The organism is Adonisia turfae CCMR0081 (genome assembly GCF_011009555.1).
Taxonomy (GTDB): domain Bacteria; phylum Cyanobacteriota; class Cyanobacteriia; order Phormidesmidales; family Phormidesmidaceae; genus Leptothoe; species Leptothoe turfae.
The window spans coordinates 5286294-5300079 of the sequence record NZ_QXHD01000004.1 but is presented as its reverse complement, the minus strand read 5'-3'; the positions used below and the strand labels follow the sequence as shown (position 1 = coordinate 5300079).

General features: G+C 49.0%; 9 protein-coding genes and 1 pseudogene. 8 read left to right on the top strand and 2 right to left on the bottom strand.

What is annotated here, in order from left to right:
• Positions 1-53 precede the first annotated feature (53 nt).
• From DXZ20_RS26450 to DXZ20_RS26445, 3 genes and pseudogenes are all read left to right on the top strand, one after another.
• Positions 54-698 carry a chromophore lyase CpcT/CpeT gene (locus tag DXZ20_RS26450; protein ID WP_163702102.1) on the top strand — a complete coding sequence of 215 codons (645 nt, stop codon included), beginning with the start codon at positions 54-56 and terminating at the stop codon, positions 696-698.
• A gap of 832 nt (positions 699-1530) precedes the next feature.
• Positions 1531-1575: pseudogene (locus tag DXZ20_RS38595) on the top strand (hypothetical protein); the annotation flags it as partial.
• Positions 1576-2322 carry a LysR family transcriptional regulator gene (locus DXZ20_RS26445; protein WP_348918729.1) on the top strand — a complete coding sequence of 249 codons (747 nt, stop codon included), beginning with the start codon at positions 1576-1578 and terminating at the stop codon, positions 2320-2322. It begins immediately after the preceding pseudogene.
• Here the strand turns inward: DXZ20_RS26445 and DXZ20_RS26440 are convergent.
• Together DXZ20_RS26440 and DXZ20_RS26435 are read right to left on the bottom strand one after the other, a co-directional pair.
• Positions 2319-2600, bottom strand: coding sequence for a PepSY domain-containing protein (locus DXZ20_RS26440; protein ID WP_163668471.1), 282 nt, complete (start codon positions 2598-2600; stop codon positions 2319-2321). The two genes, DXZ20_RS26445 and DXZ20_RS26440, sit on opposite strands and share 4 nt — an antisense overlap.
• On the bottom strand, positions 2597-2968 hold the full coding sequence (locus DXZ20_RS26435; RefSeq protein WP_163702100.1) for a hypothetical protein: 372 nt from the start codon (positions 2966-2968) through the stop codon (positions 2597-2599). The genes DXZ20_RS26440 and DXZ20_RS26435 overlap by 4 nt, the downstream gene beginning before the upstream one ends.
• A gap of 160 nt (positions 2969-3128) precedes the next feature.
• Between DXZ20_RS26435 and DXZ20_RS26430 the strand changes: the two genes are divergently transcribed.
• The 5 genes from DXZ20_RS26430 (at position 3129) to DXZ20_RS26410 (ending at position 13766) form a co-directional block, all read left to right on the top strand.
• Positions 3129-3569: a heavy metal-responsive transcriptional regulator gene (locus DXZ20_RS26430; RefSeq protein WP_163668467.1), complete on the top strand. Its 441-nt coding sequence runs from the start codon at positions 3129-3131 to the stop codon at positions 3567-3569.
• 202 nt (positions 3570-3771) lie between these two features.
• The gene (locus DXZ20_RS26425) at positions 3772-4221 is read left to right on the top strand and encodes a MarR family winged helix-turn-helix transcriptional regulator (protein ID WP_163702098.1); all 450 of its coding nucleotides are present in this window, start codon (positions 3772-3774) and stop codon (positions 4219-4221) included.
• A 422-nt stretch (positions 4222-4643) separates the two neighbouring features.
• Complete coding sequence (locus DXZ20_RS26420) at positions 4644-8846, top strand: two-partner secretion domain-containing protein (protein WP_163702096.1); 4203 nt, start codon at positions 4644-4646, stop codon at positions 8844-8846.
• A 71-nt stretch (positions 8847-8917) separates the two neighbouring features.
• On the top strand, positions 8918-10810 hold the full coding sequence (locus tag DXZ20_RS26415) for a ShlB/FhaC/HecB family hemolysin secretion/activation protein (protein ID WP_163702094.1): 1893 nt from the start codon (positions 8918-8920) through the stop codon (positions 10808-10810).
• 55 nt (positions 10811-10865) lie between these two features.
• Complete coding sequence (locus tag DXZ20_RS26410) at positions 10866-13766, top strand: CHAT domain-containing protein (protein ID WP_163702092.1); 2901 nt, start codon at positions 10866-10868, stop codon at positions 13764-13766.
• The last annotated feature ends 20 nt before the right edge of the window (positions 13767-13786 follow it).

Here is a 13786-nt window from a genome sequence, read left to right as displayed (position 1 = left end):
ATAAAGCTGGAAAATACTGGGGATTTGATCAGAACCCCCCTCTATAAACAGTCATGCCCCGTTTATGGTCCTTGACCCCGGTGCTTTTGGGGGTGTGGTTAAGCAGCAGCCACACCAGCCATGCCCCAACACCCGCGATATCCCCCCAGCATGTGGATGCCGTGGTAGAACACCTCACCCGTCCTATGGATACCACTGAACAAGCAGAGCGAAACTCTCGCTTTGTCGGTGTCCAAATGACCACCTGCCCGATTCAGGTCACGGGGTCAGCGGAGCAGTACGGTATTTACCTATATCAAGAGCAGGCGCTGACGGCACATATAGAAAGTCCTTATAGGCAACGTTTTTTGTACATTACCCTCAGCAAAGATGCCACGCGGGTTGAGTCACACACCTTCAAACCGCCTATTCCAGAGACATGGACCGGTCTTTGCCAGCAGGCCACCCCATCGATTGACACCCATGCCCTGGGGGAGTTGGTCTGTGTGGTGTCCTTACGTCCCTCCACCTTAGGTTACGTGGGCAGCACGCCTACCGAAGGGTGTCCCGTAAATCTGCGGGGAGCCGTACGCCTGACCAACACCATTGTTTTACATCAAGATGGCATGGATACCTGGGATCGGGGTTTTGATGCTAACGGTGAACAAGTGTGGGGCGCGGAAGTAGAACCCTACCAGTATCGGTGGTTAGATGAATAACTGGTGGCAATGGCCAGTCTTTACGATCCACGGAGCGACCTACGCTATCGGAAATTGTCAGCGTTTTTCAACGGGCACCTGCGCTTTTTATAAAATCATCTTGAAGAATTGAGCAAACGCCGTCCGTATTTTAGACGATGAATATAATAATTCCAGTGCATATGAACACGTAGATTAGCATTACTGATGTGTGCAGGGTGCAGCTTGGCACTCGAATATGCGAGTATGTTAGCCTGCTGTTTGTATTGACACCTGACCTTTCCAAACTCAAATGGGTGCGGTTTTGCAGGCCATCTAACCAGCCACAGGTACTTTCAGCTAACTTAGCCAACTCTATCTCGGGAAAATTTCACCAACTTGGCCCGTTATGACCCTGAGTTTGAGTCTACCTGGGGATGATGTATCGAAAAGGCAACTTTTTGCATGATTAACCTGAAAAGTCGATTGATCTGGCTCACAGAGACGGTGGCGATGGGTACAGGACTGCTTGTGTTACTAGCTTGGGTCTTTGACTGGCTAATCTAAAGGACTTCCATCAACTCAATACAAGGCTTTCATCCCAGGTGATAAACCACCTGGGATCGATTTTTATAACATGCCTGAGTTAAATCAACTCAGATTAGCCATAGCATATATGCAAAAAATCGATGATTGTTCCTGGGGCAGTTACGATAGCCTTGGCAGTAAGATCCGTACTGCTCTTTTCAGAGCAGTCATCAGTTGCTATGAATCTAGGGAAAATCAAGCTCTCACAGTTGCGCGCTTTGGTTGCGCTCGCAACCACCCAAAACTTCAGTGAAGCAGCCCTAGAGCTAAACCTGAGCAGTCCACCATCAGTCACAGTATTGCCGCTCTGGAGTCGGAGCTGGGCGTCATTGTGGTCAATCGTGGCCGTCATGGAGCTAGCCTGACGCCCGTTGGTGAAACGATCTGTGCCAAGGCCCAGCAGATGCTACAAAGTCTGGACGACATTGGCCAGCTGGCTTCCCAGGCACGGGGTGTGGAAGGCGGCCAAGTACGGATTGTGGCTTTTCGCAGCATGGCTAGTAATGTATTGCCGAGTGCGATCGCAAAACTCCACACCACCTATCCCAACATCCAGGTCACCATTACTGAAATGGATGAGCTTAGGGAATTTCAGCAAGCTTTAATTGAAGGAAAAGCCGATATCTCCGTAGCCGAACTGCTGCCGGAGAATGACTTTGAAACCTTGCCAGTGATCAATGATCCCTGCATCGGTCTGGTGCCATCGAGCTATTCCATTGAGTCCCCTCAGCTCACCTGGGATCATCTAAATAAATATCCTTTGATTACCTCAGTCCATGGCAGCTGCACCCATCGCATCAATCGAGTCCTAAAGCAGGTGTTACCTCCCGTTGAGGCAGAGTATCGCGTGCGCACTGACAGCACGATTGTGGGCATGGTCAACCAGGGCTTAGGCATTGGTATTTTGCACAAACTATCAGCCCACCCAATTCCTAAAAATGTGCGGGTCATGCAGCTACCCTTCAAAGTTTTTCGCCCCCTAGGCGTGTCATGGCCTAAAGATGCCCTATTATCGCCAGCGGTTTATGCGTTTTTAGATGTATTTAAAGCCCTTCAGCTAGAAGCTCCAGCCGCCTAAGCCTGGGGTCGCCGTCGACTGAGCGTATTCATCCACATAAACAACCCGGTAATGATTAGGGTGAGTAACCCTACGGCATTCAGAATGGGGTAGATAACTTCCAGGTTAATGGTGCCAAACTTGCCACGATGCAAATCTAGCAGCCATAGAAAATCCTCAGCACGGTTAGCCACAGCAGCAAACTGAAAGGCAGTGCCGGTTGTGAGAGTAATCAGCAATGGCAGCACCATAAACGGCACAAGAGCACGATGGAGCTGACGAATTTGGTAGGCCTTCATGAACGAGTCGCACGATGTAGCTGCTTTCTGAGTGTGATGAGTAACCAGGGGAAAATCAAGATCAAACCCAATAGAACTTCGCCAGGACCAATAGGCAAACTAGTCAGCGAGAACGTTGTGTAGAGGGACTGTGGTGCATCAGCTTCTTCAGATTCTGTAATTGGCTCCACGGTCATATCCTCGGCATGACTTTCTGAAGCAGAACCACTAGAGCCCACTGACTCTGGCTCAGCGGTGACTGGCTCTGCTGGAGTCGTCTCTTGCGGTTGACCATGGATCACACCATTATGAGCCATGACTGGCGGCACCCTCGGTAGACCAATCGCTAAGGTACTAACTGTTGTGATTGTGTAACTAGCATGGGCCATTAGCAGTTCGTTTGGTTTTTCCTAGGGTCAACATCGGACTATTCACTTTAGGATAAAGCCTCTAGTCAGATAACGGATCAAGCCCACAACACTCCATATCGAGAACTCTATATTTAACTGTAGGGTTTATGATCGAATTAATTCGTTAGGAACATTGGCCATGGCTGTCCGGTTAAGAATCGGTGAGGTCGCAAAGCAGACAGGTCTTGCTGTCGGTGCACTACGTTATTACGAAAACCTGGGTTTATTGACATCAGATCGTGGTGATAACGGCTATCGCTATTACTCTCCTGATGCTGTGCATCAGGTGCAGTTTATCAAGAAAGCCCAGGCCATTGGTTTCTCCCTAGAAGAGATTGGCGAGGTATTGAATTTGCATGAGAGAGGGGATACCCCTTGTGGCTTAGTGCAATCTCTTTTGCAGGATAAAATTGATCAGTTGGAGACTCAAATTCGACAGATGACAGAGTTTAAAGCTGAGTTGGAAGACTATCGCGATCGCTGGGCATCGACTCGGCCACAACCGGCTCCGGGGGATATTTGTCCCTTGATTGAGACAGTTAGTTTAAGGGGATTGCGTAAAAATAAAGATCCTGGTTGAGACGGTGGATGGGTGGATTGTTTAAGCGTAAACGCCTAAGTTCGTAAAGCTGTTCTGTTTTCTAGAAATAACAGCATTTATCCTATGCAGATAATTTGACAGCATTGAGGCTAACTGCTGCTGCAACAATACACAATAGTTACTAAGATTACTCCCCATCTCGCTAAAATAAGACTAACTCAAACTGTCTGACTCATCACCTATGCCAACTCCTTACTCTCCCCAGGTCGCCGCTAAAGAACCCTTTCTTGGAACCATTAGGGAGTTAGTTAGGGCATATCAAGCCTTTGCCAATTACTCCGAGGGCTTTGTCAGAAAACACAACCTCACCCCATCACAGTTCGACGTCATTGCCACCTTAGGCCATGCCCAAGGCATGAGTATGGGCGCTATCGGTGAAAAAACCCTGATTACAAAAGGGACTCTGACAGGTGTGGTTGATCGCCTGATCAAGAAAGGACTCGTCACCCGTAAGACACCTCCCGAGAACCGGCGTAGTGTTATCGTCCAACTCACTCCTGACGGCGAGGCCCTATTCGACCAGGTATTTCCGGCTCACATTGCCGATATGAAACAGCACTTTGTATCCTTTAATCCATCAGAGCTAGAGCTGTTAAAGGTGTTACTCAATCGGTTACGTCAGACCTTCTAGCTGCCTCTGACGTTTTGCGGATCTATTGCCGCGAGCTATATCAGTTAGAGGGAGACTGGTGCAATATCGAGCATGGGAAACAACTCTACTATGCAGGTCTGCCTGAGCTAAATCCCAGTGGTATTGTTCCCGTTGGACCCAGGATTGATTTTGCGCAGGTCCATGATCGTGACTTGATACGTTAGCGCTAGTGCGATCGCACCTATCTGCCCCGAAAACCTATCTGTCCCGAAAACAGTGCACCCTTATGTGAGAAAACACCTAAACGGGGTTACCGGTTCTATCAATTTGTAAATCACGTATCCATCTGCTAAAGGTTTTCAGGGAAAATACATAGGCTGGTCATATTCTAGACTAGCCAGCCTCCTAACCAGTCTCCTGAATTTACGAGTGTCTGAGAAAAATATTCAGACAATAAGCCCATGGGTGATTTGAATAGAACGTCTTGGATTCTAGCAGCTCAGCGGGCTGGAATAGCCATGGGTGCCTTGGTATCTACTGTTGCGATCTTAGGACAAATGCCTCGGGGGCAGGCCCAACTCATACCCGATACCAGTTTAGGTGCGGAAAGCTCGACGGTGATTCCCGGTGTGACCATCAACGGAGCAGTGGCAGACCGCATTGATGGCGGTGCAGAACGTGGCAGCAATCTATTCCATAGCTTCAGCGAGTTTAATATTGATGCGGGGCAGCGGGTATATTTTGCCAATCCCGAGAGTATTGACAACATTCTCAGCCGAGTCACTGGGACCAATACTTCTAATATTGATGGACTGCTGGGGGTTGACGGTCCTGCAAATCTGTTTTTCTTAAATCCCAATGGCATTGTTTTTGGTCCAGGGGCAGAGTTGGATATCCATGGCTCATTCACCGCGAGTACAGCAGCAAGTCTGCCGTTAGCCAATGGAGGAGAGTTTAGGGCAACACCCTTAAATAATGAACTGCTCACCTTTAGCACACCATTGGGGGTACAGTTTAATCATCAACCCCAAGGAGATATTGATAACCAGGGAGATTTAACCGTTGATGCCGGTGAACGCCTTACCCTGTTTGGAGATAACGTACTCAACAGTGGCTCCTTAACAACTCCGAGTGGCACTGTGGAAGTGATCGGCAATCACGTGAGTCTGGCAGATCAGGCCACGATCGGCGTATCTGGACAACAGGGGGGACAGGTACTGTTGTCCGCTGATACTGTTGATTTATCCTCGGGTTTGATTGATATTTCTGGCACGGTCACAGGGGGAGACTTGGCAGTTTATGCTGATAAAAGTCTCACCCTTGGGGTAACTGTAGATGCGGCTGGCGGTGGCCATGCTCTGTTTGACCCGCCTACGTTCACTGTGAATGCTGAAGGAGCCAATACCATTGTATCGACCCTAGCAGGCGGCAATGCGACAATCAGCGCATCTGACACCATCAACATCAATGCTGTTGTTAACAGTAATGACCAAACCAATGCCAATACTCTCACCTTAGATGATGAGAATGGAGATGGTCGCTTAGCCATTAATCTCAATGCGCCCATTCTCTTGGGTGCAAACCAAACCCTGACAGGCGATGGTAGCACCGTCAACGTTAATGTCACTAACCCAGGCATTGTGCAAAATGGGGTAAATGTTGCAGCAATAGATGGCACCGTTAACCTGGCAGCGGGTAATTACCAAGAAGGGCAACCAGTGACTCTCAATCGGAATGTCACACTATCAGGTGCTGGAGCAGGAAGCACCACGTTGAATGGTGCCAATGTCCATAGAGTCCTGCAAGTTAATGGTGGAACGGTTAGGGTCTCTGACCTTACTATTACTAATGGTCGTGTCCAAGCAGGCAGCGGTGGCGGTATTCAAGTTGGCGGCAATGGTAACTTTACCCTGGCCAATAGTACGGTTGCCAATAACACGGCTACCGGTGTCGGTGGGGGGATTTCCCTGGTCGGAGCTGCGGATGTTGGTTTTGAAAACAGCACCATTGCCAATAATGCAGCCACAGGCAATGGGGGTGGAGTGGATATCAACTTTGCACCGGGTGGCTTTGAGCTAACTGTTAATAACAGTACTTTTAGTAATAATAGTGCTGGGGGAGGCGGTGGGGGTTTTTCCCTCGGCTCGAACAGTAGCCTTAACCTGAATCAGAGCACCGTCACAGAAAATATCGCTAGTTCAGGCAGCGGCATTTCCAATATTTTTGGGGGTCAGGCAACGGGTCGCAATTCTATTGTCACTGGCAACAACGGTGGTAACATTAACGGCACCTTTACCAATGGTGGTAATAACCTCATTGACGTCGGCGTACGTTTAGCTCCCCTGGGAGATTATGGTGGTCCGACCCAAACCCATGCCTTGCTACCCGGTAGCGTAGCCATTGATAGCGGCAGTGGGACGGGCACTGATCAGCGTGGTATTGCCGTTGTTAATAATACCCGCGACATTGGTGCCTTCGAATCTCGGGGATTTACCATTACCGCTAATACTGCAAGCACCCCACAGACCACCAATATTGATCGGGTATTTGCAAATCCTCTAACTGTAACCGTAACCAGTGCTTTTGGTGAGCCTGTTGAAAATGGCATTGTTGTATTTACAGCACCTGAAACTGGAGCTACGGCCACCCTTAGCAACCCTACGGCTATCCTGAACAACGTTGGACAAGCGAGTGTCACGGCCTCAGCAAATGCAATTACAGGAAATTATGCGGTTACTAGCAATATTCTGAATACTAGCGATGTGGCTACGTTTAATTTAAAGAATTCATTGTTCAACAATATAACCGTAGATATTTTGGCTGACGAGAATGATAACAACTTTACGGTTGGCGATGTTTCTTTAAGAGAAGCGATTACGATTGTCGAAGATGGCGGGACAATTGAATTCACATCTACCTTAAGTAATGGGACAATCACCCTCGGTTCTGGGCAGTTAACCCTGGATCGTAATCTGACCATTGATGGAGCAGGTGCTCCTAACCTTGAGGTTAGTGGCAACAATGAGAGTCGGGTATTTGACATCCAGGGCAGCGGCAATACAGCCACGATTCAAAATCTTAGAATAACCAATGGCAATGCTGATCTAGGCGGAGGACTTCGGGTTGGCCGTGGTAATCGGTTGGTTTTGGGTAACAGTCGTGTGGAGAATAATGCAGCCACAACAGCGGGGGCTGGCATTTATAGTGAAGGGACACTACAGATTTCTGGAAGTACAATTACAGATACACTTACTCTCAATGCTGGCGCAAACGACATCATCCTTGATGGCCCTAATAATCAATTTGGCACCCTAGAACTCACGGGTAATAACGTCACCATTCAAGAAAGTTCAGATACGGATCTGGGTCCGTCGACTGTCAGCGGGACTCTAGAGGTGACTTCAAGTGGTTCGATTACGGATAGTGGGGATATTGCGATCTCAAACACCACCACCCTAATTGCCAACAACAATATTATCCTCGACAGTGAGAACAATCGATTTGGCCTGCTCAACCTCACAGGCAATAACGTTCTTATTCAAGAAAATGGTACGGCCAGCTTAGGAGAAACCAATGTTCCAGGGGATCTCACCATGATCGCCAGGGATATTAACATCGGCCCTGGATTCTCTGTAAATGGCAATTTATCACTACAGCCTTACCAGAGAGATCAAGCAATTACGATTGGGTCAAATGCCCCCCCTGGTCTATTCACTATTGATCCAACCGAAATTGAGCAGATCAATACCACTGCCCCCAACACCATCACCATTGGCAGGTCATCCGGTGAGGGCATCCTCAATGTGGCAGTGAATGGTACCGATCCGTTTGATTCCCCGTTAACATTACAGTCTCCTGAGGGGACTGTCGCAATTACATCAGGTGCTCAGCCCCTATCGCTCAGCGATGTAGTGGTTGAGGCCCGTAATATCTCATTAACGGCAATCGGCAATATTAGTTTAGCGAACATTCAGCTGCTGGGTAGCCCTCCAGCAGGCAGTATCATCAATATCGATACTGGGTTAAGCCAGACCCAGATCAGATCGCTCATTTTAGAAGGCTCAGGGGGGATTAATGCCCCCCTGGGATTTGTCAACATTTTCACCGATATTATTGATGCGACCGGAGCCAATAACCAGGATATTGTTACGGGAGCCGTCACCATTACCTCAACGTTTGCTCAAACGCTAGACAACATTTTTGTGCGAGACTCACTCACCGCTGAAAACGACATTATTTCTACCGGCTTTGCCCAAGATCCGTCTGGATTTAACCCTGCGGAAGGCATTAATGAGCTTCCGCTTAATTTCTCCGATGCGTCTGATCAAATTGCAGCAGACTGTCGTGCTAATGCTAGTAGTACAGACCAAAGTGAGTTTGTGGTTACAGGTCGAGGAGGTCTTCCGACTAGCCCTAGCGATCCACTGTCGGCACATCTCGATACTGTTCCCTGGGTCACTTCACCAGCAACAAATCTCCCATCATCAACCATCTCCACCGCTCCCATGGAGTCATCCTCACCCACACCTCTACGCGAAGCTCAAGGCTGGATCACCCAAGCCAATGGTCAGATTTTCTTCGTCACCACTCCATCTACAGAATCATCACCTTACGCATCTGGTATACCGACTGCCAGCCTCTGCGCAGCAGACATTGATTCATAGAACCCTTGTTTGCTTAGATCTTCCCTATATTCTCCATATTCTCTGAACAATATCTGAACAATATATGTGCCATGCTCATCTATCAAACACGTACCCTCGGCACAAATAGAACGTTTGTAATACACAAAGATTTAAACAGTTTTCGACTAGCCTTCATTGCCCTCGCCATAGTGCCATGCATAGGTACCCCTGCTTGGGGCCAAATATCGCCTACTAACGCACGACTCTCAAACCCCGAGGTACTGACCCAAAATCCATCACCCACCAATCCACCCACCCTGCGAGATCAAGATGTCATCCCTCGCGACACCGAACCATTTCGTGACCTAGAGCCTGCTGCCCCACTGCCGCTACCAGGGGAGCTATTGCCCAGAATTGACACATCTCCACCAGATGACACGTTCTCGGGTAGTACTGAAACACTTTGTGTCAAAGGTTTTCAGGTAAGAGACAGCACCGTTTTTGAAAAGGATGAGCTAAATGATGCCATTGAAGCAGCCTTTGCAGAAGATGCAACCATTCCAGCAATCGACGCATCGGTTGATTGCCAGGGCGGACGACAGCTCACCTTTTCTCAGATATTACTCGCCCGCTCAGCTGTGACTCAGTTGTATTTGGATAATGACTACGCCACTTCTGGAGCCATCATTCCGGCAGATACTCCGTTTATCAATGGCATTGTCACCATTCAAGCCGTTGAAGGCCGGTTAGAAGATATTCGAGTTACTGGTAATGAACGTCTTCAATCAGCCTACATTAGTAGCCGGTTGGGCATCGCCGCCCGCCCGCCCCTAAACGTAGCCAACCTATTGGCAGGTCTACAGTTATTACAGCTCAATCCACTGATTGAAACCATTCGCGCCGATCTACAGGCCGGGACAACCCCCGGCACCAATTTGCTCGTGGTGGAAGTCGCCGAAACCGATAGCTCCTCGTTCACGGTCAACTTCAATAATAATCGCTCCCCGAGTGTGGGCAGCTTTCGGAGAGGAATCAGCTTTCAAGAAACCAATCTGCTAGGGTTAGGCGATGCCCTTGCTCTGGGCTATTCCAATACAGATGGCAGCAACGAATTAAGTGGTAGCTATAGCCTGCCCATCAGCCCTTACAACACCACCCTCACCGCCGCCGCAACGACATCCTTTAATAAGGTAGTCGAATCTCCATTTGAAGTGCTGGAGATTAGCTCAGAGTCGAGTAACTATAGCCTCGCCCTGCGGCATCCCATTATTGAAACCCCTGAGCACCAATTTGACTTGGAGTTGAGCCTATGGCGGCAGTTTAGCCAGACTGAGCTAGGCATTGATGATATTGGCCCATTTCCCTTATCAGACGGTGCCGATGATGAGGGGCGTACGGTAACCTCGGCCCTACGGTTTGCCCAAACCTGGACCCAGCGGAACACCAAGCAGGTGGTTTCGTTGCGATCGCAATTTAACCTTGGTCTCGGTAACTTTCTCGATGGCACCCTCAATAGCGATCCAGAGCTTCCCGACAATTCTTTTTTCTCCTGGCAAGGCCAAGGCCAATGGGTACGACGTCTGGGGGAGAATTCCCTTGTTTTATTGCGGGGGAGTGTTCAGCTCACCGATGATAATCTGCTGTCATCAGAAGAGTTTGGCTTAGGAGGACAGGCGACCGTACGCGGCTATCGTCAAGAAGAACTGTTAACGGATCGAGGCGTCCAAGCCTCTGCCGAAGCCCGATTTCCCATTCTACGCATCGCTAAAGTAGAGGGTGTCTTACAAATCACTCCATTTGTGGATTTTGGCCATGGCTGGAATGTAGATGGAGAAAATCCCGACCCCAATACCCTGGTGGGCATCGGCACAGGCCTCCTCTGGCAACAGCCTAACGTGAGCGCCCGTTTAGACTGGGGCATTCCTTTAATCTCAGCCTCAGATGGTAATGATAGTTTGCAAGAAAGCGGTGTTTATTTTTCCATTAGCTACTCTTTTTTATAGAGGCTATTAGAGCGTGTTCCTCAGACCTGTTGTAATGAGTTGAGAAGCGATGGCCATGGCAAATCTGCGATACGTACTCATTGGTTGTTTGATCCTATGGCTAACCCTAGGCACAGGACGCACCGCTGCCCAAATAACAGTGAATGGGAACAGCGAACAGGGAGTCATCAACTGCACTATTCCCGACCGTGATTTATCCCTGTCCCAGGCTCAAACCCTCTACGAATCAGGCTGCTATAACGCTGCGGCCACTGTTCTAGAAACGGTCAGTCAACAGGGCGACTCGATCAACCAAGCCATTGCCCTGAGTAACCTCTCTCTAACCCAGCAACAGCTGGGCAATTGGCAGCTGGCTACTGACGCCCTGAAAATGGCGTTTGAGCGTATCGAGGTGTCCAATGCTGACCATCAAGCGGCTATTCAAGCCCAGGCTTTAGACGTGCAGGGACAGTTGCAACTGGCTAGGGGCCAAGCTGCGGCAGCGGCCACCAGTTGGGAACAAGCGGCCCAACTCTATACCCAGCTCGATCAACCCAACCGGGCAGCTCTAAGCCAGATTAAACAGGCCCGTTCGCTCCAAACCCTGGGCCTATTTCAGCAGGTCAAGGTTATCCTGGTGGATGTGGCAAAATCTTTGCGGGAGCAACCAACCTCAGACGGGAGCGAGAAGGCGATCGCATTGCGTCAGCTAGCCGATGTTTTATGGATGACAGGTGCCTCAGAAATCTCTCTCCATAAGAGCGACTCTTCTAACGAACAACAAACACGCTCAGTGCAATCTTTGCTTAAGGAGAGTTTAAACATTGGTCGAGAGTTAAATCGAACAGATATTACAGCCGCTGCGACATTAAGCTTGGGCAATTTTTATCGTCACCAATTTTTTAAAGATATTAGTCAACCCACCATTGACCATCAGAAAGCGTATAAAAATTTCTCAAACACCCTATTCATCTACGACCAGGTGATCAATGAGACGAGTAATCGTCCATCAGCATTGCAAGCGCTTCTCAATCAGCTGAGTTTCAAGGTTAATGCTGATATTCGTGACTGGTTGTCTGAGGCTAAAGGGTTATCCACAGATCAGCAGCGCGAGTTACAAACAGCGCTGGAGCCAACAGCATTGCAAGCGTCCTATGACACCGCTAAGACGCAGCTCAGCATCCTTAGGCCCGGAAGACAGACGGTCTACGCCCATGTAAACCTGGCAGAGAGCTTACTAAAATGGCAACAAATGAAATGGCAACAGAATCAGCCATTGGCCATTGATGGCACAGAAATCTTAGCCCTGCTAAAAACTGCAGAAGCCCAGGCGAGACAGCTAGACGATAAACGTGCCCTATCCTCTGTTTTGGGGCATCAAGGCCAGCTTTATGGACTGTATAGTAAAGATTCTCAAGGGCCTTGGCAAAACGCCTATCTAGAAACCGCCACCATTCTGACACGGCAGGCCCTATCCCAAGCCCAAGCCATCGGGGCTCGGGATATTAGCTATCAGTGGCAGCATCAGCTGGGGCGATTGTTAACGGCACAAGGGGATAGAGACGGTGCGATCGCAGCTTACAAAGGTGCCTTTGACACGCTGCAAACTCTCCGCTCTGATTTGATCGCCGTCAATTCCGATCAGCGCTTTTACTTTAGGGACAACATTGAACCCATCTATCGTGAATTGGTAGCGCTGCTTTTACCCCCTACCAGGTCTCAGCAAAGCAAAGCTAATGCTGATGGGGTTCAAACGTCTCAACAAGATTTGGACCTGGTGCGAAAGGTCATGGATGCCCTACAGGTGGCAGAACTGGAGAACTTTTTTCAAGCTGCCTGTGTCGACACCACAACTGAACTAGGTAAAACCCTACAGCCAGGAGATGCAGGCATATACCCAATTTTGCTCGACCACCGGTTAGAAGTGGTCTTGCAGCTGCCCATGGTCGATAAAACGGTCCAGCAGGCCAACACGACATCAGAACTAACCGAGGATTATACCCTTCAACGTTTCTCCAGCAATGTAGAGAAGGCAGATATTGAACAATTACTAAGTCAAATTCGCAGAAATTTAGATTCCTCTAATCCGGGAGCAGTGCGACAATTTGAACGTGCTAGTGAACGGCTGTACACCTACCTATTTGAAGCCACTGAGATTGGCCCCCAGACAAAGCCTCAAACCCTGGCAATCGCCTTGGAAAATGCTTTAGCTAACAGCTCATCTAAAACGCTGGTTTTTGTTTTAGACGGTCCGTTTCGAGCCATTCCCCTCGGGACTTTGTACGATGGTGAGAACTATTTGCTTGAGAAATATGCGATCGCACTCAATCTAGGCATTGAAGTACGAGAGTCAACCACGTTACCCAACGGTGCCGACTTAAAAGTTCTAGCCGCTGGTGTAAGAAACCCACCCATCCCATTTGAAGACTATGTCCTCCCCAATGTCACTGCTGAATTAGAAAAAATCCAAACGAGTGGAGCCTCTGTCAAGCTATTGCAAGAAGAGGACTTTACCCGAGAGACCTTTAACCAGCAGTTAAATGATGCCAACTATCAGATTGTGCATCTCGCCACCCATGGTCAATTTGCCTCAAATCGAGAAGACACCTATATTTTGGCCGATGATGAACGCCTTCCAGTCGATGAATTAAATGCCCTATTTCGCAATACCCAAGCCATTCAAAACCCCATTGAGTTGATTATCTTTAGCGCTTGTCGTACGGCCACTGGTGATAATCGAGCCGTGCTGGGGTTGGCTGGAGCCACGGTGCAGTCTGGTGCCCGTAGTGCGATCGCTGCCCTATGGAGTGTAGATGATGCCGCCAGCGTCCCCTTCGCTGAGGCCTTTTATCAGCATCTAGAACAACCCGATACCAGTCGTGCCGTTGCTCTGCAACAGGCTCAGCTAACGTTAAAAGAGGAGTACACGACACCTAGATATTGGGCTCCCTATGTGCTGGTAGGCAGTTGGCGTTAGGTACAATCTCCTGAGGGATT